This window comes from Streptomyces cahuitamycinicus (genome assembly GCF_002891435.1).
GTDB classification, from domain to species: domain Bacteria; phylum Actinomycetota; class Actinomycetes; order Streptomycetales; family Streptomycetaceae; genus Streptomyces; species Streptomyces cahuitamycinicus.
In genome coordinates this window covers 1-22,040 of record NZ_POUC01000103.1, presented here as the reverse complement: position 1 = coordinate 22,040, position 22,040 = coordinate 1, and the positions used below count along the sequence as shown (strand labels likewise).

Annotated in this window: 20 protein-coding genes; 13 read left to right on the top strand and 7 right to left on the bottom strand. The window is 72.4% G+C overall.

The window, feature by feature from the left end:
* The 3 genes from C1J00_RS16535 to C1J00_RS16525 all read left to right on the top strand — a co-directional run.
* Nucleotides 1–463: hypothetical protein (locus tag C1J00_RS16535; RefSeq protein WP_102909839.1), on the top strand; the 463-nt coding region annotated here is incomplete at its 5' end.
* Between the two features lie 107 nt (nt 464–570).
* Nucleotides 571–1,125: a hypothetical protein gene (locus C1J00_RS16530; RefSeq protein WP_102909838.1), complete on the top strand. Its 555-nt coding sequence runs from the start codon at nt 571–573 to the stop codon at nt 1,123–1,125.
* A 160-nt stretch (nt 1,126–1,285) separates the two neighbouring features.
* Nucleotides 1,286–1,681: a hypothetical protein gene (locus C1J00_RS16525; protein WP_102909837.1), complete on the top strand. Its 396-nt coding sequence runs from the start codon at nt 1,286–1,288 to the stop codon at nt 1,679–1,681.
* A gap of 2 nt (nt 1,682–1,683) precedes the next feature.
* On the opposite strand, the gene C1J00_RS16520 is transcribed toward C1J00_RS16525, so the two are convergent.
* Nucleotides 1,684–2,886: an N-acetylmuramoyl-L-alanine amidase gene (locus C1J00_RS16520; RefSeq protein WP_102909836.1), complete on the bottom strand. Its 1,203-nt coding sequence runs from the start codon at nt 2,884–2,886 to the stop codon at nt 1,684–1,686.
* Nucleotides 2,887–3,102: 216 nt separating this feature from the next.
* Between C1J00_RS16520 and C1J00_RS16515 the strand changes: the two genes are divergently transcribed.
* From C1J00_RS16515 to C1J00_RS45285, 4 genes are all read left to right on the top strand, one after another.
* Entirely contained in the window at nt 3,103–3,723 is a 621-nt protein-coding gene (locus tag C1J00_RS16515; protein WP_102909835.1) for an RNA polymerase sigma factor, read from the top strand.
* 150 nt (nt 3,724–3,873) lie between these two features.
* Nucleotides 3,874–4,677: a hypothetical protein gene (locus tag C1J00_RS16510; protein ID WP_102909834.1), complete on the top strand. Its 804-nt coding sequence runs from the start codon at nt 3,874–3,876 to the stop codon at nt 4,675–4,677.
* Between the two features lie 407 nt (nt 4,678–5,084).
* Nucleotides 5,085–5,759, top strand: coding sequence for an RNA polymerase sigma factor (locus tag C1J00_RS16505; protein WP_102909833.1), 675 nt, complete (start codon nt 5,085–5,087; stop codon nt 5,757–5,759).
* Nucleotides 5,759–6,802, top strand: coding sequence for a hypothetical protein (locus C1J00_RS45285; RefSeq protein WP_102909832.1), 1,044 nt, complete (start codon nt 5,759–5,761; stop codon nt 6,800–6,802). Before C1J00_RS16505 ends, C1J00_RS45285 begins: the two co-directional genes overlap by 1 nt.
* A 275-nt stretch (nt 6,803–7,077) precedes the next feature.
* On the opposite strand, the gene C1J00_RS16495 is transcribed toward C1J00_RS45285, so the two are convergent.
* Nucleotides 7,078–7,926, bottom strand: a complete 849-nt coding sequence (locus tag C1J00_RS16495) for a L,D-transpeptidase family protein (RefSeq protein WP_102909831.1) — start codon at nt 7,924–7,926, stop codon at nt 7,078–7,080.
* A gap of 139 nt (nt 7,927–8,065) precedes the next feature.
* Here C1J00_RS16495 and C1J00_RS16490 point away from each other — a divergent pair, with 139 nt between their 5' ends.
* Entirely contained in the window at nt 8,066–9,646 is a 1,581-nt protein-coding gene (locus C1J00_RS16490) for an acyl-CoA mutase large subunit family protein (protein WP_102909830.1), read from the top strand.
* A 168-nt stretch (nt 9,647–9,814) separates the two neighbouring features.
* On the opposite strand, the gene C1J00_RS16485 is transcribed toward C1J00_RS16490, so the two are convergent.
* The 4 genes from C1J00_RS16485 to C1J00_RS16470 all read right to left on the bottom strand — a co-directional run bounded on the left by C1J00_RS16485 (nt 9,815) and on the right by C1J00_RS16470 (nt 14,557).
* Nucleotides 9,815–10,735, bottom strand: a complete 921-nt coding sequence (locus C1J00_RS16485; protein WP_102909829.1) for a class I SAM-dependent methyltransferase — start codon at nt 10,733–10,735, stop codon at nt 9,815–9,817.
* Nucleotides 10,736–10,799: 64 nt separating this feature from the next.
* Nucleotides 10,800–11,954 (bottom strand): acyltransferase family protein, encoded by a 1,155-nt coding sequence (locus tag C1J00_RS16480; protein WP_102909828.1) that lies wholly within the window; start codon nt 11,952–11,954, stop codon nt 10,800–10,802.
* A 285-nt stretch (nt 11,955–12,239) separates the two neighbouring features.
* The gene (locus C1J00_RS16475; protein WP_102909827.1) at nt 12,240–13,571 is read right to left on the bottom strand and encodes an alpha-2,8-polysialyltransferase family protein; all 1,332 of its coding nucleotides are present in this window, start codon (nt 13,569–13,571) and stop codon (nt 12,240–12,242) included.
* A complete protein-coding gene (locus tag C1J00_RS16470; protein WP_102909840.1) occupies nt 13,571–14,557 on the bottom strand; it encodes a glycosyltransferase family 2 protein in 987 nt (328 codons plus the stop codon). The genes C1J00_RS16475 and C1J00_RS16470 overlap by 1 nt, the downstream gene beginning before the upstream one ends.
* A gap of 198 nt (nt 14,558–14,755) precedes the next feature.
* Here C1J00_RS16470 and C1J00_RS16465 point away from each other — a divergent pair, with 198 nt between their 5' ends.
* From C1J00_RS16465 to C1J00_RS16450, 4 genes are read left to right on the top strand one after another with little or no spacing between them, the layout of a single operon-like run.
* Entirely contained in the window at nt 14,756–16,102 is a 1,347-nt protein-coding gene (locus C1J00_RS16465; RefSeq protein WP_180989571.1) for a DUF6716 putative glycosyltransferase, read from the top strand.
* Between the two features lie 35 nt (nt 16,103–16,137).
* The gene (locus C1J00_RS16460; RefSeq protein WP_102909825.1) at nt 16,138–17,412 is read left to right on the top strand and encodes an N-acylneuraminate cytidylyltransferase; all 1,275 of its coding nucleotides are present in this window, start codon (nt 16,138–16,140) and stop codon (nt 17,410–17,412) included.
* 13 nt (nt 17,413–17,425) lie between these two features.
* Nucleotides 17,426–18,364 (top strand): N-acetylneuraminate synthase family protein, encoded by a 939-nt coding sequence (locus C1J00_RS16455; RefSeq protein ID WP_102909824.1) that lies wholly within the window; start codon nt 17,426–17,428, stop codon nt 18,362–18,364.
* Nucleotides 18,365–18,408: 44 nt separating this feature from the next.
* Nucleotides 18,409–19,473, top strand: a complete 1,065-nt coding sequence (locus C1J00_RS16450) for a ferritin family protein (RefSeq protein ID WP_102909823.1) — start codon at nt 18,409–18,411, stop codon at nt 19,471–19,473.
* 56 nt (nt 19,474–19,529) lie between these two features.
* Here C1J00_RS16450 and C1J00_RS16445 read toward each other — a convergent pair whose 3' ends face one another.
* A complete protein-coding gene (locus C1J00_RS16445; RefSeq protein ID WP_439333406.1) occupies nt 19,530–20,243 on the bottom strand; it encodes a class I SAM-dependent DNA methyltransferase in 714 nt (237 codons plus the stop codon).
* 289 nt (nt 20,244–20,532) lie between these two features.
* Here C1J00_RS16445 and C1J00_RS16440 point away from each other — a divergent pair, with 289 nt between their 5' ends.
* Nucleotides 20,533–21,765 (top strand): M20 family metallopeptidase, encoded by a 1,233-nt coding sequence (locus tag C1J00_RS16440; protein ID WP_102909821.1) that lies wholly within the window; start codon nt 20,533–20,535, stop codon nt 21,763–21,765.
* The last annotated feature ends 275 nt before the right edge of the window (nt 21,766–22,040 follow it).

The window sequence follows — 22,040 nt, the reverse complement described above, 5'->3', positions numbered from 1 at the left end:
ACAGGCCGGGGAGGGGGCGACCCAGCGCGTCTCGGCGCCGGGCGGATGGCAGGTCTGGGAGTACCCGAGCAGCGACGGCGACATCGGGAACATGAACGACCTGGCCCGGGAGACCGGGGCGCCCGCGCTCTTCGGGTACGTCATGAACAGTGAGTGCGTCGTGCTGGAGGCCGCGGCTCCCGAGAGCGGGGCGTGGACGACCTGCCTCGCGCGCTCCGCGATGGCCGGGTACCTGGGCGCGGACCGCGAGGGCCTCACGCTGGAGGACTACTTCCTGGAACCCCGTGACGCCGCCGAGCGCGCCGCGCGCTGGGCCGCCGAGGCCGGGTGCGAAGTGAACGCCGAGGCGCTGGTGGACGTACTCACGTCAGAGCCCGATCCTCCCCCGCTCCCGGCTTCGGACCCCCTGGCCGAAAACCTTCTGTTCCGCTTCCTCGACCGACTGGGTGTGGTGCCCCTGTGACACTACGGGGCTGTTGCGCGCAGTAAGGGGAAGTGCGGGTTCCGTAAGGGGTGAGGGCCGGCAGCGGCCTGATCGGGCCCCGGAGAGGCCTGCGGAGGGAGGCGTGGATGAGCCTGGTGGAGTTGATCGCACAGGCCGACGAACGCGGCCTGGCCGCGAGCGGGCTGGCTTGTCTCGATCGGTGCGTGCCCCTGCTGGGCGGCGACGACGAGACCCTGCGGCCGGTGTGGGCGAGCCTCGGCGACGACGCCGGTGCGGGTGAGTGGGGCGAGCGGCTGGAGCAGGCGCGCTGCAAGCTGGACTCGGTCGGCGCCGGGGACGAGGCCGCCGTGCTCGCCCACCGGATGCTTCAGGCCGCTCCCGCCGAGCGTTCCGCACCGGAGCTGCGGGTGTGGGCCGACGCCTGCTCCGTCGCCTCCCTCCAGATCCACCGGCTCCTGGACACCGCCCGGGACGAGGCCTCGTCCGTCGACTCCCGCCGCGAGGGGCGTACGGACGGCATGTCACCCCTCGTCGCCGCCGAACTGCGCCGCCAGATCACCGTCCTGGAGGTCCTGGCCGGGCACGGCCCGGCCGGGTTGCGCCGGGTGCTGGAGCTGTCGACCGAGGGGCGGCGGGTGCTGCGCGCGGTGGTCTCCCGCCGGAGCCGGCAACAGGGCTGAAGCAGGCCGCCGATGACACCGGCCGGCCCAGGGCTCCCAAACCCGCTTCCTGGGCGGGTCCTGTGACTGTCCCTCGGGTGCGGTGGGGCGGTCCTGCGCCGCTTTGGGGAAGTCGCCGATTCCGGGTGACGAAACGCTTCGCCGCAGCGCTTTCCGGGATGTGACGACTCAAGCGGAGACCAGGCCATCGGCGGCTGCGAAGCCGCTGCGATGGGCGGCGGACACAGTGGCGACGATGCGCGAGGGAGCACGGCTGCGCCTCGACTACTCGGCGCAGAGTCTGTGGAGCATCGACCGGATGATCGAGGGGATACGGCGGGAAGGAGCGCCCGAGGATGCCGTCCGTCAGGTACTGCGCGGCTTCGGCGCCTACACCGGTGAGGTGATCGTGCGTCAGACCGGCGCAGAGTGGTGGGCGACCGGCGGCGACCACTGGATCCGCACCCCCGACGGGCGCCTGTGGGACCCCATCGACGAGGCCCGCCGCTGCTACGCCGGCCATGGGTCGCTGCGGTTGCTGTGCCGGGACGCGGTGAGAGCCGAGCCTCGGCGGTAGCGTCAGCGCGCGAGCACGTCCTCGTCCTCGGCCCAGGGCGCCGGGGATTCCGGAGCGGGCTCGGCCGACTTGCCGGCGTTCGCGGCGAGGGTGCGGATCTCGGGCAGGTCGTCGTAGAGGGACTGGCCGGGGCAGGCGGTCGGGTAGCCGTCGCGGTGCCCGGAGATGCGGTGGAACGTACCCTTCTGCCCCAGCTTGTACTTTCCGTTGTCGGCACCGGAGGTCAGTACGACCGTCCCGGTCGGGTCGATGCCGTAGAGGCCGAGCTTCCACGCCGCGACCTCCGCGACCGACTCGCGCACCGCGGCGCTGGTGGCCGCCGTGGAGTGGTCGCCGAGCACCGAGACGCTGCTGGTGGCGGTGTTGAACCCGTAGGCGTGCGCGCCGAGGACGGGCTTGTCGATGCCGCCCGCACGGCCCTCGAAGACGGTGCCGCACTTGTCGACGAGGAAGTGGTAGCCGATGTCGTTCCAGCCGTTGCTCTGAACGTGGTAGAGGAACACCCCGCGCACGATCGACGCCGACTCGGAGCAGGTGTAGTCGTTGGTGCCCGCCGTGTGGTGGACGAACATCGCCTTGGTGTCGCCGGTGTATGTGGGCGGGTCCTGCACCAGGGACTCGTCGGCGCCCCAGGCGGAGCGCGACGTCAAGGCGGGACGCTCGGCGGCGAGCGGCCCGGCGGCCGGCCCGGCGATGTCCGGCCCTACGTCGTCCGGCTCTACGTCGTCCGGTTCGACGACCGCGGTGTGTACGGGGTCCGCCCCGGCCTCGGGGTCGACCAGCTCGACCCGCAGCCCGGTCGGCAGGCGGGTGCCGGAGACGCGCACCTGGAAGCCGTCCGAGGGCCCGGTCCACAACGGCTGGGTGCTGCCGCGCACACCTGGCCGGTCGCGGTCGGGGCCCGTCTCGGGCGTACGGGCGTCGGTCTCCAGGGGGCGCCACGCGCTCCACGCGCCGCTCTCCCGGGAGCGGGTGCGCACCAGGGCGGTGCCGTCCAGGGCGGTGTCCGGGTCGTCCCAGGTGATACCGATCAGGCTGAACGACTCGGAGGTGCGCGGGGCGAGGGACCGTTCGTGGGGGTCGCCGTCCGGCACCCGGACGGTGTGCACTCCGTCCGAGGAGGCGGCCCGGGCGGGCTGGGTCAGGCCGAGGGAACCGAGGGCCAGGACGGTGGCGACGGCGGTGCGCAGGAGGCGGGGTGTCATACGGCGCTCGCCTTTCGTGGGCGGTTGCATCGCGAGCAGAGCTCCCCGGTACGTCACTTGGGCGAAACCTCCCCGGGGCCGGGCTCCCGAGGACGGCGGGACGGGTTGACCCGAACGGTCGTCGCCGCCCGGAGCCCGACGCGCTGTGACACTTCCGCGCGGCCCGGCGCTGATGAGCGTGGGAGGGTGCGCACCCGGCACGGACGAGGACGGTACTTGGGTCAGGGAACGGAGCCCCGGCGCGGACAGGCGTACGACGGGGAACTCGGCGCGGCCGTCGCGCGGGCCCAGCAGGGTGACGAGGCGGCCTTCGCGGTCGCCTACCGCTTCGTGCAGCCCGGACTGCTCGGCTATCTGCGCGGCCTGGTCGGGGACGACGCGGAGGACGTGGCGTCCGACGCCTGGCTGGAGATCGCCCGGGACCTCGGGCGGTTCCGGGGCGACGGGGCCGGCTTCCGGGGCTGGACGGCGACCATCGCCCGGCACCGGGCGCTGGACCATCTGCGCCGGCAGCGGGTACGGCCCCGGCCGTCCGCGCTGGAGCAGGACGTCCTGGAACTGCCGGGACCGCAGAGCACGCACGACCAGGCGCTGGAGGCCCTCTCCACCGAGCACGCCCTGGAGTTGGTCAGGGGGCTGCCGCCCGACCAGGCCGAGGCCGTGCTGCTGCGGGTGGTGGTAGGCCTCGACGGGCCGGCCGCCGCACGGGTGCTGGGCAAGCGGCCGGGCGCGGTACGCACGGCCGCCCACCGGGGCCTGAAACGTCTCGCCGGGCAACTGGGCGCGGAGAAGAGTGTGACGGATGAGGCTCCCCGGACGCTGGGTGAGTCGACGTGAGCGGAACGGGCGGCTCCGCGAACGGGTCAGGTGGGTCGCGCGGACCCGGCGCCCTGAACGGGGCGCGGCGGCGGGACGTACTGGGGCCCGGCGGACCCGGCGCTCCCGGAACAGACGGATGGATCGGATCGAGCAGGAACGGAAACGGACATGGGTGAACGGCAGAGCGACGGCGGGCTGTCCGGCCGTGGTTCCCGGCACGCCCTCATCGACTCCGACGTGGAGGCGCTGATCATCGCCTCCCTCATCCGGGACGGCGTCGACGCGGAGGCAGAACAGCGGGCCGTGGCCGCCTTCCGGGCCGCCCGGGACGCCGCGCCCCGGCGGGCGCGCACCCGCCGCCGGGACGACTGGCGTCCCCGACAGCGGTGCTACCTGGGGCGGTCCCTGAGGACGACGCTCTCCGTGCTGCTCGCCAGCCTCACGCTGGGCGGTGTCGCCGTGGCGGCCATCGGCGTGGCCGGATCGTCCGATGAGGGCACGAAGGACGCCCCCGAGCGTTCGCCCGCCCCGAGCAGCGCCCCGCGCGACCCGGCGCCGAAGCCTCCCCGCGGCAGCCACAGCCCCGGTACCGGGGCCGGCCCTTCGCCGGCTCACCCGGACCGGCCGGACGCCGCCCGGGACACCGAAGCCCACTGCGGCGCCTACGAACGGGCCGGGGGACGCGGCAACGCCCTGGAGGGGACGGCCTGGCAACGGCTCGTGGCCGCCGCGGGCGGTGAGAGGAACGTCACGGCGTACTGCGCCGAGCGACGGGAGGAGCCGAACGCCGGGCGCGGCGGCTCCGGGAACGAAGACCCCGCCGCCAACGACGGCGCACCCGACGCGAACGACGGGCCGGGCAACGGGCCGGGCAGCGGCACGGCCGAAGGGCCGGACGGCGGCGCGGGCAGGAACGGGGGTGAGGGCAAGCGCTCCCAGCCCGACGGCCGGCCCAACGGCCGTCACGATTAAGGGACTCCACGAAGCGCCGGCCGGCGTCGCCGGGCGGGAACGCGCCTCCGCCGGCACCTGCCTTGGCAACGGCCGAGGCCGCCACCCCCCACAGGAGAGGCCCCGGCCGTCGCGCGGCACGGGCCGCGCGGCGGCCCGTACCTCCTACAGCGTCGGGTCTGCGTTTTCTGTCACACCTCGCCGTGTCACGGCTTAGTTGCATCGTGGGCGGACATGGACGGGGAATGGTTTCAGGTCGTAACGTGCCATTCGCGCCAATGCGAAGGCGGTACGACCACCGCAATCACCTGCGGGCTTGTCACCGCGACCACCTGCGGTCTCAACACCGCAACCATCAATTGAGGAACCACGACGGCGAGAACCCGGTCCGCGAAAGCGGCGCCGGTTCAAGGCGCATAAGGGGTGCGGTGCTGGGGGACGACGCGGAGCTGACCGCCGCGGTGCGCGCGGCACAGGACGGAGACGAGGACGCGTTCCGGACTGTGTACCGCACCGTTCACCCGCGGCTGCTCGGGTACGTACGAACGCTCGTCGGCGACCCCGACGCCGAGGACGTGACGTCCGAGGCGTGGCTTCAGATAGCCCGCGATCTGGAGCGGTTCACCGGCGACGCGGACCGGTTCCGCGGCTGGGCCGCCAGGATCGCCCGCAACCGCGCCCTCGACCACATACGCATGCGCGGGCGGCGGCCCGCGATCGGCGGTGACGAGACCGAGCTGACCGGCCGGGCCGCCGAGTCGGACACCGCCGGCGAGGCCATCGAGGCGCTCGCCACCGACGGCGCGCTCTCCCTGATCTCCCGGCTGCCGCAGGACCAGGCCGAGGCGGTCGTCCTGCGCGTGGTGGTGGGGCTGGACGCGAAGACCGCCGCCGAGACGCTCGGCAAACGCCCGGGCGCGGTCCGCACGGCGGCGCACCGGGGTCTGAAGCGGCTCGCCGAACTGCTCGGCGACGACCCGCAGGCCGATGCGGAATCGGCCGGGGGGCTCGACGCCCTGCCACCCCAGAGAGAACCGCGCGGCGGTGCCGTGACGTCCGCAGGTGTGACGCGTGGCGTTGCGCGGACGCAGAAGGACGTGTGATGGCCGACGAGCAGTACAGGTGGCTGGACCGCGAAACGGCGGAGCGTTTGCTGAGCGGAGAGCCACCCGGAGCTGTCGAAGGCGCCGGCCGGGACCAGGCCGAACACCTCGCCAGAACCCTCGGCGCACTGTCTCCCAAACCCTCACTGACCAGCGATGAACTCCCCGGTGAGGCCGCCGCGATGGCCGCTTTCCGCAAGGCCCGCGCGGAACACGCCGACGCGACCGCGGCCCCTGCGGCCACCGGCGGACAGGACGCGCCGGAGATCACCGACGCAGGGCTGGTCCGTATCGGAAGCCACGGTGGCTGCGGCGCAAGGACCGCACTCCGGCCCCGCTGGGCCCGTCCCGCGCGCTTCGCCCTGGCCGCCGTGCTGGCCGTCGGCATGGCCGGCGGGGTCGCCCTCGCGGCCGGAACCGGAGCTCTGAGGACACCGTTCGGCGGCGACGAGCCCGACCCCGGCGCCTCGGTCTCGGCCGCCGCCACCCACCCGGAAGGCCCGCTGCTGTCGCCCTCACCGAGCGACGCCGAGCAGGACGGATCCACCCCCGGCGGCGCTCCGAGCGGCTCGTCGACGGGCGGATCCGGTACCCGGGACCGGGACGAGCGCCGCGACGGCCCGGCCCCGAAGCCGGACGACCGTGAAGGCCGCTCTGGCGATCACCGCGAGGAGATCACCTCCGCCTGCCGCGACCTGCGCGACGGCAAGCGGCTCGACCCCGACCGCAGGCGCGCCCTGCGGGACGCGGCGGACGGCGCGCGGGTATGGAAGTACTGCAAGGGCGTCCTGTCCACGGCGGGCCCCCGCTCGGGGGAGCGCGGGCACGACGACCGCCCTGGCCAGGGCCGGCACCAGGGCAAGGGCCCGGACCGGGACCGCGACCGGGACCGGGACCGGGACCGCGACCGGGACCGGAAGCAGGACGAGGCCGAGCGGAAGAACGACCGGAGGGCCGCCGGGAAGGCCGCCGGGAAGGCCGCCGGGAAGGCCGATGGGAAGGCCGACCGCATGGCCGATCAGCGGCCCGGGCAGAAGGACTGACGGCGGTGACGTCGGTGGCGTCGGTGGCGGCGCGAACCGTGGCCGATTCCGAAGCGTTGTCGCACCGCTGTGACCTGCGGTTTCGCACTCCCTGAAAATCTTCTGGCCGAGGGTGTGACGTTTTCGGCCGCCCCGGCGCAGTAATGAGTGAGCCGACTGGTCATCGGCCGTCGCACAGAGCCGGGGTTCCCCCCGTACCTACGGCTCGTGCACCTGAGCGCGGGCGGGACACGTTCCCCCGGTCCCGCCCGCGCCCCATCTCCCTCCCCCCGCTGTCACCAGGACACGACGACCTTGTCGCCGTTGCGGACCTGCGCGTAAAGCTCCGCGATCGCCGCCTCGTCCCGCACGTTGACGCAGCCGTGCGAGGCGCCCGCGTAGCCCCGGGCGGCGAAGTCCGCCGAGAAGTGCACGGCCTGACCGCCGCTGAAGAACATCGCGTAGGGCATGGGCGAGTCGTAGAGCGTCGAGACGTGATCGCGGGACTTCCAGTAGACGGAGAAGACCCCTTCCCGGGTCGGTGTGTACTGCGAGCCGAAGCGGACCGCCATCGTCGACACGGTCCGCCCGTCGACCATCCAGCGCAGCGTCCTGCTGGTCTTGTCGATGCAGAGCACCCGGCCGGTCCGGCAGCGGGCGTCCGGAGCGTCGGCCCGCTGGCCTCCCATCAGGTACAGGTCCCACCGGCCCGGCTCGCGCGTCATGCGCAGCAGCCGCTGCCAGGTGACGGCGTCGGTCTTCCCGGTGCGCGGCAGCCCGCGCTTGCCCTGGAACCCGCTCACCGCCCGCTCGGTCGGTTCGTCGTAGGTGCCCGTCGGCCCGTCGAACAGCCAGGCGACCTGCCGCAGCCGGGCCTGCAGCTCCCGGACGTCCCGGCCGGTGTCGCCGCGGGACCACAGCACACGGGGCGGGACGGGAGCGGCACGGGGCTTGTCGTCGTCCGGGCGCGGTGCCGGGTCCGGCCCGGCGCCGTCACCGGCGGCCGTGCGGCCGGGGGACGGGGTGCCGCCGGGCAGCTCGATGTGCACCGGCGAGCGGCGCTTCCCCTCCCCGTCCGGGGTCTGCACCGTGCAGCCGGTCAACGCGGCCACCACGGCGAGCCCCGCTGCGAACGCTCTCCCCATGCCCGTAGTACGCACACGGCCCCCCGCTCGTCTCACCGGTGTGCCCGGATGCCACCTGAGATGTTCCCCGGGCGTGACCGGCCGCGAACCAGGGGGCATGGTGGTGAGCGAGGTCACTGCTCAGCGGGAGGCATCCACCATGGCGCGTGAGTCGGAGTCCGGACTGCCCATCGAGCCGGTCTACGGACCGCAGGCCCTTGAGGGCTGGGATCCGGCGGAGAAGCTGGGGGAGCCGGGGGCGTTCCCGTTCACCCGCGGTGTGTACCCGTCGATGTACACGGGCCGTCCCTGGACGATGCGCCAGTACGCGGGTTTCGGTACGGCCGCGGAGTCCAACGCCCGCTACCGGCAGTTGATCGCGCACGGTACGACGGGTCTGTCGGTCGCCTTCGACCTGCCCACCCAGATGGGCCACGACTCCGACGCCCTGATCGCGCACGGCGAGGTCGGCAAGGTGGGCGTGGCCATCGACTCGATCGAGGACATGCGGGTGCTGTTCGGCGGGATCGCGCTGGACCGCGTTTCGACGTCGATGACGATCAACGCCCCGGCGGCCCTGCTGCTGCTCCTGTATCAGCTGGTCGCGGAGGAGCAGGGCGTCGGCGCGGACCAGCTGACGGGCACGATCCAGAACGATGTGCTGAAGGAGTACATCGCCCGGGGCACCTACATCTTCCCGCCGAAGCCGTCGCTGCGGCTGATCGCGGACATCTTCCGGTACTGCCGGGCCGAGATCCCGAAGTGGAACACCATTTCGATCTCCGGCTATCACATGGCCGAGGCGGGGGCCTCGCCCGCACAGGAGATCGCCTTCACCCTGGCCGACGGCATCGAGTACGTGCGCACCGCCGTGGCCGCCGGCATGGACGTGGACGATTTCGCCCCGCGGCTGTCGTTCTTCTTCGTGGCACGGACCACCATCCTGGAGGAGGTCGCGAAGTTCCGTGCGGCGCGGCGGATCTGGGCGCGGGTGATGCGTGAGGAGTTCGGGGCGAGGAATCCGAAGTCTCTGATGCTGCGTTTCCACACCCAGACGGCCGGGGTGCAGCTGACGGCCCAGCAGCCCGAGGTGAACCTGGTCCGGGTCGCCGTGCAGGGCCTGGCCGCGGTGCTGGGCGGGACGCAGTCACTGCACACCAACTCCTTCGACGAGGCCATCGCCCTGCCCACCGACAAGTCGGCACGGCTGGCCCTGCGCACCCAGCAGGTCCTGGCCTACGAAACGGACGTGACCGCGACCGTCGACCCCTTCGCCGGGTCCTACGTCATCGAGAAGATGACCGACGACCTCGAAGCCGCGGCCGTGGCGCTGATGGACAGGGTCGAGGAACTCGGCGGCGCCGTCGACGCCATCGAACACGGCTTCCAGAAGAACGAGATCGAACGCAACGCCTACCGCATCGCGCAGGAAACAGACTCCGGAGAACGGGTCGTCGTCGGCGTCAACCGCTTCCAGCTCGACGAGGAAGAGCCCTACGAGCCGCTGCGCGTCGACCCCGCCATCGAGGCCCGGCAGGCCGAACGCCTGGCCGAGCTGCGCGCGGAGCGCGACCAGCCGGCCGTGGACGCGGCCCTGGCGGCGCTGAAGAAGGCCGCCGAAGGCGACGACAACGTCCTCTACCCCATGAAGGAGGCGCTGCGGGCCCGCGCCACCGTCGGCGAGGTCTGCAACGCGCTGCGCGAGGTGTGGGGCGCGTACGTCCCGACGGACGCCTTCTGACCGACGGCCGGGCGGACAGCCGGGCGGGGATGTCAGACCCGCGTGCCCCGCCGGCCGGCGGGGGCGACTACGGCGCCGGGTGCGCTGTTTCCGGGGTTCGTGGTGCGGCTGTCGCCGGCAGGTCCGCAGGAGGTCCCGGCCCGCCGGCGCCCCTGGCACTGTGGACCGTCAGGACCGTTTCGCGCGTGCCCGGCGCACGGCTCGGGTGATCACGGGTGGCAGCAGGTCCTTGGCGAGCCGGCGGGCCCGGGACGGAGCGGGCCGGGCCGGGCGCGCCGCGGCCGACTCGGCGACCGGGGGAGCGGGGGCCGGCGTGGGCACGGGCTCCACGTAGTGCCGTGAGGGCGGGAAGAACGGTGGTTTCGTGCCCCTGGAGCGGGTGCGGATCAGCCGGTGTCCGGCCGCCTGCTGCACGCTCAGCCCGACGTCCGAGCGCTGCCGCAGCATCTGAAGCAGTTCCTCCTGGAGCGGTTCGGGATCGCCCCAGGTGGCGTACAGCTTCTGCGTGCTGAGGCAGATCGGGCGCAGCCCTCGGTTGAGGACTGCCTCCCAGGCGGCGACCGAGACACCCGGGGTGTGCTCGGACCGGAAGTCGTCCAGGACCACGACGCCCTCGGGCAGCAGGATGTCGTGGGCCGCGCCGATGTCGCCGTACACGTGCTCGTACAGGTGCGAGGCGTCGATGTGGATGAAGCGGCAGCTGTCCGGGGCCACCTTCTCGTCCACCAGGGAGCTGGGGCCGGTGATCACCGTCGGCAGGGTGTCGTGGAAGGAGAGGTAGTTCCGCTCGAAGGCCTGCTGGGTGAGCGAGGCGTACGACTTCGTGGACTCCGCCTTGTTGGCCTCGTCCGGGGCGTCGCCCTCGAACAGGTCGCAGACGGTGAACAGTTCGCCGTCCTGGAGGTGGTGGCCGAGGAGGATCGCGCTCTTGCCCATGTAGACGCCGAGCTCCAGCAGATCACCCTTTATGCCGGCCGTCTTCTGCTGTTCGAGGAACCAGGTGAACAGCATCTGGTCCAGCGGCGGGAACCAGCCCGGGACGTCGGCGAGTTCGCCGGGGTGCTTTTCGGTCGCTTGTGCGTTGGTCATGAGGCGAGCCTTCTCTCTGAGCGTTGCCCCGATCGACGGCCGGTTGAACGTCCCGTGAACAGGGTCAGCGGACCTTCGTCAGGGCAGCCCGCAGCCGGGGCGTCAGCGGCTTCTCCACATACTTGTTCAGCAACCACGCCAGCAGCAGCATTGACGCCACCGTCAGCGCGAAGGTCACCCCTGAGGCCAGCCCCAGACCTCGGTGCAGGGCGTTGATCACCACCCAGCCGAGGTGCTCGTGGACCAGGTAGAAGGGGTACGTCAGCGCGCCCGCGACCGTCAGCCACCGCCAGTTCACGCGGCCCAGCAGGCCCAGCGCGATCGCGGCGACCGCCACGAAGCCGAACGTCACGACGGCGATGATCCCGAACGAGGAACGGTAGGAGAAGGCCTCGGGGTCGGGCGCGTGCCACAGCCCCCGCACCGCGTAGTGCTGGCCGATCAGCCAGCTGACGGCGACGATGGCCCACCCGTACACGTCCCGCCGGTCGCGGTGCACGAGGTAGAGACCGACACCGCCGATGAAGAAGGGCGCGTACTCGGGCATCAGGACGATGTCGAGCAGCGGCATGTTCGCGTTCTCGGCGATCACCGCCGCCAGCGTCCAGCCCGCACAGAACATGATCACCCGGCGGCGGTTCGCTCCGGGCAGCACGACGCACAGGGCGAACAGGGCGTAGAAGCGGACCTCCGCCCACAGGGTCCAGCACACCCCGAGCACCCGGTCCAGACCCAGCGGCATCTGCAGCATGGTCAGGTTGACCAGGGCGTCGCTGGGCGAGACCGCCTCGTACGCCACCACCGGCAGAGCGAACACCGCCGTGACGACGAGCACCGCCACCCAGTAGGCGGGCAGCAGCCGGGAGGCGCGGGAGGCGAAGAACGACCTCAGGGGGCGGCCCCAGCCGCTCATACAGATGACGAACCCGCTGATCACGAAGAAGACCTGGACGCCGAGGCAGCCGTAGGCGAACAGCGCGTGCAGGGTGGGGAACTGGTCCCTGGGGGAGGTGCCCCAGGCCTGGGCGACCTCACCGCCGCGTCCGCCGTAGTGGTAGAGCGCCACCATCAGGGCGGCCACCAGCCGCAGTCCGTCGAGGGCGCGCAGCCGGCCGCCGGAATCGCCTCTGCGCCGTGGGGTGGTCGTGGCGCCCGGTGGGTCGACCAGCACGGCGACACCGGGCTGGGGCTTGCGGGTGCTGACGGCCGTCTCGGTCACGCTGGAAACCTCTGTGTGGCTCGTATGTCCCTGGCCTGAGCCGCCTGTGGGCGGGCGCCAGTCACCCTAGGACGAGAGTTGACGGAATCCCGTTCGATGGCGACAGGCTTCGCCCGCCGGTCTCCACGGGTTCATCTGGATGTCGCCCGGGGCGGGAGCGGTGGCCGGAGCGGGCGGTCCCGCCGGACGGGCGGTGATCCTCCGCCGGCCGCTCCGGGGCGTGCCGCCGGGCAGGCCGGCTTTCAGCGGCGTACCGCCTTGCGTAGCGCCCGGGCCCGCCGGCTTTCAGCGGCGTACCGCCTTGCGTAGCGCCCGGGCCCGCCGGACCACCCGGCGTGCCGTGGAATTGCGGGGCAGGAACGCCAGTCGCTGCGGAACGCCGCCGGGCAGTCCGAGCGCGGTCAGACGGCGCTTCTTGAAGTAGCGCCGGGTGCGCGGCCCGAGATGCCGGGCGAGGAACTGCTCGGCCCGTGGGCGCAGCTCCGGGTAGATCTGCGGCTGCATGGTGAACGCGAGGGCCGTGACGAGGGCGGGCAGCCGCTCGGCCGGCAGCAGGTCACCGTCCTTGCCGCTCTCCAGGCCGGGCAGCACCGCGTCCGCCAGGGTGGCGGGGACCCGGTTGCTGTTCTGATACGGCGTCAGCCGCTCCAGCAGCAACTCGGTTCCGATGCGCGCGGCCGGCAGGTCGTAGAACGCCGAGGCGGTGAACAGCGCGGTCGAGAAGCAGCCGACGACCAGCGCGGGCCTGGCCCGGTCGAACAGCACCTCGGCGAGCACGGGCGTGTCCAGCACCATGAGGTCCACGCCGAGCTTCTCGGCCTCGGTCTCCAGGGCCCGGCTGTAACGGGCCGGTGCGGTCGGGTGGGGCTTGAAGACGACCGTGCGGTGGCCGCGGGCGACCGCCCCCCGCATCATCCGCACGTGCAGGTCCTCTTCCTCCTCGGGGGAGAGGATGTCCAGCGCGGACAGGTACTGGCCGAGCAGCAGCGCCGAGTCGCCGGGCACGTCCGGCAGTTCGGGCACCGTCTCGGTGACCTCGCCGAGCACCTTCAGGAACGCGGGCGTCGGTACCAGGTGCGCCGGCACGCCGAACTCGGTGAGCAGCACCGGTGTGAGCCCCGGCACCAGGTCCAGGTGCAGCAGCCGGCGCACGCGCGTGCCGACCAGCGGGTCGAGCTTGTTGCGCGTGGGGCCGTAGCTCATCAGTCCGTCGGCGTAGACGTCGATGGGCGCGTCGGTGAACAGCTGGGCCAGCGTCAGGGCGGGCGTCACCTGGATCGACTCCAGCACCAGGCTCACCCGGTCGTCGCCGAGGCCCCACAGCAGCCGCAGGTAGCGCTCGAAGAGGGGGATGTCGTCGGCGCGCGGCGTCCAGGCCCCGGGGTGGAAGGGGCGGATGGCCTCGTTCCAGGACAGCACCTCGTCGAAGTGCTCGCGCAGCGGCGCGAAGCCCGGCATCTCGTCGAGGGGCGGAGTGGTCTCCGGGGTCGCGGAGTTGTTGAACACCAGCAGCACCCGGCGGTCCGGCTCCTCGAACAGGCCGGAGTCGATCGCGGCGGCCAGGGTGGCGACGCCGTACAGCGTCGAGGCGCAGAAGATCTGAGTGGTCCCGGGCATCAGGCGGCCGCTCCCGTCGTGATGACCCGGCGCCGCAGCCGCCGCAGCTTGGACGAGCGGTCCATGTCCATGGCCTCCAGTGCGTCGGCGAGTGCGTCCTGCGGCATGCGCTTGATGGCCGCCGCGCTCATCGACCGCAGCTGCCTGGCCACGGCCGGTTCGAACCTGTCCTCGTGGGAGAGGTGGTGGGCGATGATCGCGCAATAGGTCCGCACCGCCTTGGGCAGCAGCCGGCCGGCGTCGCGGTCCGCGGCCGTCTCCTCGACCACCTGGTCGAAGGCGCGGATGAAGTCGAGCTGGCGGACGTCGCCGATCTGCGTCAGGGACGAGGCGACCCCGCGCCGGTAGAACACGCCCAGCAGGCTCACCACGGCGAACGACTCCGCCTCCCGGTGCAGCTTCCAGATCCACGGCCGGTCCTCGGCCGTGCGCAGCCCGTCGGTGAAGTGGAGCACGCCCTTGTCCATCAGGCGGCGGTGGTACGCGCCGGCCCAGGCGTAGGCGTAGTCCACGGAGGTGGAGCGGTGGGCGGGAAGTATCGCCTCCCGCGGGTCGAACGCCTCCCAGCGCCGTCCGACCGGGACCCGGTGAACGGAACGGGCGCGCGCGGTGGCCTGGACGTGGTCGGTGCGCACGAAGTCGCACCCCAGGTCGTCCATCGCGGACACCAGTTCGGTGAGGTAGCCGGGAGCCAGCCAGTCGTCGCCGTCCAGGAACGTCAGGTACTCGCCCTGCGCCGCGTCCAGGCCGGTGTTGCGGGCGGTGGCGAGACCACCGTTCCGCTCGTGGCGGATGTACCGAACCCGGGCGACATCCGAAAGGTCCTCGGCCGCTCGTTCGAGAATGGCCGGAGTTTCGTCCTTCGAATGGTCGTCGACCAAGATGAACTCGAAATCGCGGTCGGCGTTCAACCGAAGGCTTCTGAGGGTGTCCAGGGCATATTGCTGCACGTTGTAGAACGGCACGATCACGGAAAGCTTAGGCACCCGCAAAACGTTAGGAGGCCGCCCGGCAGCGGAACTTTCCGATGAAGGTACACCGGGTGAACTCCATGTGTCAGAACGGTGCACCCCGTGTACTTCCCGGCTTTCAGCCGGCCAGTTCGGCTCTCGGTGGGCTGTTGTTAACTTTTCGTTGAGTCGCGGTTCCGCCATACCTAGCATTCGCTTCCTAGCGTCTTCGACGTGCCAGTAAGTACACCGAAGCGCCCGCGAATCGCGGTCCTTGCGGACTCGGACACCCGATGGAAATGGGGTGCGCTGACCGCGGACCGCATCGTCCCGGGACCGTCCATGGAAACCGCACCGCGGGAGGGCGCGCAAGCCCGCCCCCGCCTCGACGGATTCCTGCTGCGCGGCCGGGCGACGCCCACCCCGCGCCAGCTGGAGGAAGTGGGCGTGCGCGCCGACTCACTGCGGGAGGTCACCGCCGCCGGGTTCCTGCACGCCATGGCCGAGGAGTCCTACGACCTCCTGGTCCTCTCCCTGGTGGGCGGCGGTGTGCAGGCGATGCTGCACGGCCTGAAGCACGTCTGGGAGAACCGCGCCGCGCGGCCCGTCGTCGTCACCGGCTACGTCGGCGTCGTCTACGAGAAGCTCGCCGACGGCCTGCTGCTGCGGCACGGCGCGGACCTCGTCCTCGCCAACTCCCGCCAGGACGCGGACCGTTTCCGGGCCGTGTACGAAGGGGTCGGCGCGGACGCCTCGGCGGTGACCGAGGTGGCGCTGCCCTTCCTCGGCGGCGCGCCCTACGAGGGGCGACACGATCCCCGCACCGTGGTGTTCGCCGCCCAGCCCTCCGTCCCGGAGAGCCGCAAGGACCGTACGTACCTGCTGAACCGGCTGGTGCAGCACGCCCGCAGGCACCCCGAGCGCGAGGTGCTGCTGAAGCTGCGCTCCAAGCCCGGCGAGCACACCACCCACATCGAGGAACTGCCGTACCAGAAGCTGGTGCAGAGCCTGGACGCGCCCGCCAACCTCCGGCTCGTGTACGGGAACATGGGCGAGGTCCTGGACCGGACCGACCTGCTGGTGACGGTCAGCTCCACCGCCGCCCTGGAGTCGCTGCACCGCCGCATCCCCACGGTCGTACTGACCGACCTCGGCATCCGCGAGTCGCTCGGCAACCACCACTTCGTGGGCTCCGGCTGCCTCGCCTCCTGGGACCAGCTCGACGCCGGGCATCGGCCCGCGCCCGACGAGGAGTGGGTGTCCCGGCAGGGCGTCGCGGCGGACGGAACCTACGGCTCCGCCTTCGACGCGGCGCGCGAGCGCATCGCCGCGCTGCTCGACCGGCCCGGCGGCCTGCCCCCGCTGGCCCCGTACTACACCCCCGTCACGGCGCCCGGCTATCTGCCCGGCATCCTCGCCCGCCACCACCTCGGCCCGGACGGCGCCCCGCTGCCCGGCGCGCCCGCAGCCGGCAAGGACCCCGGACCGGTCCGGCAGATCGTGCGCCGGGCGGCGCGCGGCGCCTACCGGCACGGCGTGCAGCGCGTGGCGCCCGTCATCCGGCGGATGGGCGAGCTGTGAGCCGCCCCGAGACCCCTGCCCAAGGAGTAGACCCCATGTCCCACCCGGAAGCGGGCAACGGCGCCGCCGTGCGCCGCGTGCTCGCGGTGATCCCCGCACGCGGCGGCTCCAAGGGCGTGCCCGCGAAGAACCTCCTCCCCGTCGGCGGCGTCCCGCTGGTGGCGCGGACGGTACGCGAGTGCCGCACGGCCAAGCTGGTGACCGACGTCGTGGTCTCCACCGACGACCAGGCCATCGCCGCCGCGGCCCGCGAGGCGGGCGCCGAGGTCGTGCTGCGGCCCGCCGCCATCGCCGGCGACACGGCCACCTCCGAGGCCGCCGTCCTGCACGCCATGGACGCCCACGAGGCCCTGCACGGGGCGCCGGTGGACGTGGTCCTGCTCGTGCAGTGCACCAGCCCGTTCATCGTCCGCGAGGACATCGACGGGGTGGCGGGCGCGATCGCCGAGAACGGCGCCGACACCGCGGTGACCGTGGCGCCCTTCCACGGGTTCGTCTGGCGGGACGCGGAGGAGGAGGTCGCGGCCGGATCCGTCGCGGAGAGCGACGCCGCGGCCGGCGGCGGCTACGGCGTCAACCACGACAAGTCCTTCCGGCCCCGCCGCCAGGACCGCCCGCAGGACCTGCTGGAGACCGGCGCCGCCTACGCCATGGAGGCCGCCGGCTTCCGCGAGCACCGGCACCGCTTCTTCGGCCGCACCGAACTGGTCCGCACGGACCCCGCACGCGTGCTGGAGATCGACGACCCGCACGACCTCGCCCGCGCCCGGGCCCTCGCCCCGCTCTTCGACGCGGGCCGGCCCGGCGCCCTCCCGACCGCCGACGACATCGACGCGGTCGTCCTCGACTTCGACGGCACCCAGACCGACGACCGGGTGCTCGTCGACTCCGACGGACGGGAGTTCGTCTCCGTGCACCGCGGGGACGGACTCGGCATCGCGGCCCTGCGCAACAACGGCCTGAAGATGCTGATCCTGTCCACGGAACAGAACCCTGTGGTCGCCGCCCGGGCCCGGAAGCTCAAGCTCCCGGTGCTGCACGGCATCGACCGCAAGGACCTCGCGCTGAAGCAGTGGTGCGAGGAGCAGGGCATCGCGCCGGAGCGCGTGCTCTACGTCGGCAACGACGTCAATGACCTCCCGTGCTTCGCCCTCGTGGGCTGGCCCGTGGCGGTCGCGAGCGCCCACGACGTCGTGCGCGGCGCCGCACGCGCGGTCACCACCGTCCCCGGTGGCGACGGCGCGATCCGAGAGATCGCCAGCTGGATCCTCGGCCCCTCTCTCGAAGTCCCCGCCAAGTCCAACAAGTAAGGACATCTCTGCCATGAGCACCAACTCCCGTATCCGCCGGTTCGGTTCGCGCGAGGTCGGCCCGGGCCGTCCGGTCTACGTCTGCGGCGAGATCGGCATCAACCACAACGGCGAGCTGGAGAACGCCTTCAAGCTGATCGACGCCGCCGCCGACGCCGGCTGCGACGCGGTCAAGTTCCAGAAGCGCACCCCGGAGATCTGCACCCCGCGCGACCAGTGGGACATCGAGCGCGACACCCCCTGGGGCCGGATGACCTACATCGACTACCGCCACCGCGTGGAGTTCGGCGAGGACGAGTACCGCGCCATCGACGACTACTGCACGTCGAAGAACATCGACTGGTTCGCCTCCCCGTGGGACACCGAGGCCGTCGCCTTCCTGGAGAAGTTCGACCTCCCCGCCCACAAGGTCGCCTCCGCCTCCCTCACCGACGACGAACTGCTGCAGGCCCTGCGCTCCACCGGCCGCTCGGTGATCCTCTCCACCGGCATGTCGACGCCGAAGCAGATCCGCCACGCGGTGGAGGTCCTCGGCTCCGACAACATCGTGATGTGCCACGCCACGTCGACCTACCCGGCGAAGGCCGAGGAGCTCAACCTGCGGGTCATCAACACCCTCCAGCAGGAGTTCCCGAACGTCCCGATCGGCTACTCCGGCCACGAGACCGGCCTGCAGACCACCCTCGCCGCGGTCGCCCTGGGCGCCACCTTCGTCGAGCGCCACATCACCCTCGACCGCGCCATGTGGGGCTCGGACCAGGCCGCGTCCGTGGAGCCGCAGGGCCTCACCCGCCTCGTCCGCGACATCCGCACCATCGAGGCCTCCCTCGGTGACGGCGTCAAGAAGGTCTACGAGTCCGAGCTGGGCCCGATGAAGAAGCTGCGCCGCGTCACCGGCGTGGTCGCCGAGGCGGAGATCGCCACGGCGGCGGGCGAGCCGGTCGGCGTCTGAACGCACCCCCCCACAACCCCTTACGACGGAACGGTCGTACGTCGATGAGACCCCGCGCCGGGAACGCCGGCCCCCACACCCTCGCCTTCGTCGAGAGTCCGGTACAGCTGCTCAATGTGCTGGAGTGGGCGCACGCGCACGCGCCCGGCGTGGGGCTCACCCTCGTGGTGCTGTCGCCCCTCGACCCGATGACGCGCGGCCAGTTGCGGAGGATGTCCGACCTGGCCCGCGACGAGGGGCACCGGGTCCGCTGGGAGGAAGCGCGCGGCGGGCCCCTGGCACCCTTCCAGACCATCGGCGGCCTGACCGGCCTGCTCCGCAGGGCGCGCCGGGTCGTGCTGGGGGATCCGTTCTCCCGCTACGTCCAGCTGCTGCTGACGATCACCCACGCCCGTGACCTGGTCGTCGTCGACGACGGCACCGCGACGATGGAGTTCGTCGGCCAGCTGGCCCGGGGCGAACGGCTGGTGCGCTGGCACCGCAAGGGCGGGCGCCCCGGCCCCCGTGACGTGATCTTCGCGCCGGTGTCGGCCTCGGCCCGCCGCCGCCTGACCCCCTCCGGCAGAGGCCGCATCGAGATCTTCTCCTCCATGCCGATGGAGGAGACCCCGGCGGGCGTCACGGTCGGCGCCAACACCTTCGCCTGGACCCGGGCCCGCTTCGGCCCGCCCCGCATCACCAAGGGCGCCGACATGGTGGGCACGTCCCTGGTCGAGACCGGCGTTGTGGACGACGGCCGCTACCTGGAGGCCGTCCGTGCCCTGGCGCGGACCCACGGCGCCACGCGCTACTTCGCCCACCGCCGCGAGAGCACCGGCAAGCTGCACCGCCTCGCCGTGGAGACGGGCCTGGAGATCGTCCGCCCCGAGCTGCCCCTGGAACTGATCGCCCGCCGCGGCCCCATCGGCCGCACGATCCTCAGCTTCCCCTCCACGGTCGTCCACACCCTGCCCCTCGCCCTGTCCGGCACGGAGGTCCGCGTGGCGGTCTGCGACATCGACCCGGCCTGGCTGACCGAGACCGCCTCCCCGCGAGCCCAGGGCTTCCTGTCCGGAGTCACGGGCACAGCGCGGGACGTCCACCGTCTGTCAGCGGTGCGGCCGGTCTGAGCGCCGGGGGCGACGGGCGGGGGTGACCCGGGCGACCGGCGGAAGCTTCGGTAGTTCTACCTGGCCGCGACCGCTCGGCCGGAGAACGCCGGCGGTGCGGGCGCCGCTCCGCGGGCCAGGAGGAACGCGCGCGGCATCTTCTCCTCACCCTGGGGCGCGCGCAGCACCTGGGCGTACACGTCCAGGCCCGCCTCTTCGAGGTGCCGGGCGACCGTGTCCGGAGTGCGCCAGTAGTAGTCGAGCGAGATCTCCTGCCCGTAGCGCTCGGTCAGTCGCTGGTGGCCGTCCTCGTCCCCGGACTGGAAGCCGAGCAGCACGGGCGCCCCGGGCAGCAGGACACGGCGGAAGCCGGCGAAGACGGACGGCAGGTGATCGTCCGGCACATGGATGATCGAGTAGAGCGCGACGATGCCGCCCAGCGTCTCCTCCGGCAGATCCAGAGCCGTCATCGAACCGACGTGGAAGCGCAGCTCCGGGTGTGCCCGGCGGGCCAGGGCCACCATGCGGGGCGACGCGTCGACACCGAACACCGGCAGCCCGGCCTCGTGCAGCCGTGCCGTCACGTGACCCGGACCGCTGCCGATGTCCGCGACCGGCGGCCGCCCGGCCGTCCCGGCGGCCCGGACCAGCTCCACGAAGGTCGTCAGCAGCGCCCGCTCCAGCGGTCTTCCGGCCAGACCGTCGGGGTGCTCGGCGGCGTAGGCCTCGGCGATGGCGTCGTACGAGACCTGTGTGGACTGCAAGAAATCGGGGGCGCGCACGGGGCGCAGACTAGCGGGGCGCGCGTCCGGCAGATGAACAGGCCCGTGTTCGCCGCGCAGGGCGTGGTATCCGTGGAGAGGATGGATGGATACCGGAGTCGTGGCACTGGTGTGGCCGAAGTCACACTCCGGGGGATGGATGGCCCGTCCCGGCCCAAAAGGCAGGCGAGTTTACCCATCTCACCTGATAGCTATGCGCCCGGCGGTCATATTTTCTTCCCCATTCGGGTTGAAGTTTTGTTGATCCAGGGTCAGACGACCGCCTCGGCGCCCTACCCTTCAGAGGGTGAAGCCACTGATGTCACTGGAGTCCGAGGTCGATCTTCCCGCCGGAGCCGTACTTCCCGGTGCACTGCCCGACGCTCTGCGGGCCGAGCTCATCGCGTTCCGGCGCGACCTGCACATGCACCCGGAGCTCGGCAACCAGGAGTTCCGCACGACCGCCGCGATCAAGGAGCGGCTCGAGCGGGCCGGCCTCAAGCCGCGCGTCCTCGCCGTGGGGACCGGACTCGTCTGTGACATCGGTGTGGAGGGCGAGCAGTGGGACGGAGGTCCCAGCATGCTCGCCCTGCGGGCCGACATCGACGGCCTGCCCATCCCGGACACCAAGGCGGAGTGCCCGTACCGCTCGACCGTGCCCGACCGCGCGCACGCCTGCGGCCACGACGTGCACACCACCGTCGTCCTCGGCGCCGGCCTGGTCCTCGCCGAGCTGCACCGGCAGGGCGCGCTGCCCCGCCCCGTCCGGCTGATCTTCCAGCCCGCCGAGGAGGTGCTGCCCGGCGGCGCCGCCGACGCCATCAAGAGCGGGGCGCTGGACGGCGTCGGCGCGATCATCGCCGTGCACTGCGACCCCCGCGTGGACGCCGGGAGGATCGGGCTTCGTGAGGGCCCCATCACCTCCGCCTGCGACCGGCTGGAGATCGGGCTCGACGGCCCGGGCGGCCACACCGCCCGCCCCCATCTCACGACCGACCTGGTCACCGCCGCGGCCCGGGTCGTCACCGACGTGCCCGCGCTGGTCGGCCGTCGCTTCGACAGCCGCAGCGGGCTCGCCATCACCTGGGGCCGGGTCGAGTCGGGCCACGCGCCGAACGTGATCCCGCAGCACGCCGAGCTCTCCGGCACCGTGCGCTGCCTCGACCTCGAGGCGTGGCGGCAGGCCCCCGACGTGGTGGTCGCGGCCATCGACGAGATCGCCAACCTCTACCGCGCCAAGTCGGAGATCAACTACGTGCGCGGCGTCCCGCCGGTCGTCAACGAGCCCGGCGTCACCGAGCTGCTGCGCGACGCCATGATCGCCCGGCGCGGCGTCGAGTCCGTCGAGGGCACCGAGCAGAGCCTCGGCGGCGAGGATTTCTCCTGGTACCTGGAGCACGTCCCCGGCGCCATGGCCCGCCTGGGCGTCCGCACCCCCGGCGAACGCCACGTGCGCGACCTCCACCAGGGCGATTTCGACGTGGACGAGTCGGCCATCACGGTCGGCGTAGAACTCTTCACAGCCGCAGCCCTGGTCAACGGCCTCCGCTAAGCCCCCTGCGGGTGCCACGAGGGACCTCAAGGGGCGCGGGGAACGGCGCGCTCAGCCACGACGAGACCGCACGGGCACGACCTCAGGGGGCGCGGGGAACTGCGCGACCAGCCACGACGGGGCCGCACGGGGCGCGACGACCTCAAGCCCCGGGTGCCTACCGGGGCGGAGGGCCCCGCCCCTCAGGTGCGCAGGGGCTCCGCCCTTCTCGGGGGCGCGGGGAACGGCGCGCTCAGCCACGACGAGACCGCACGGGCACGAAAGCGCCTCAAGCC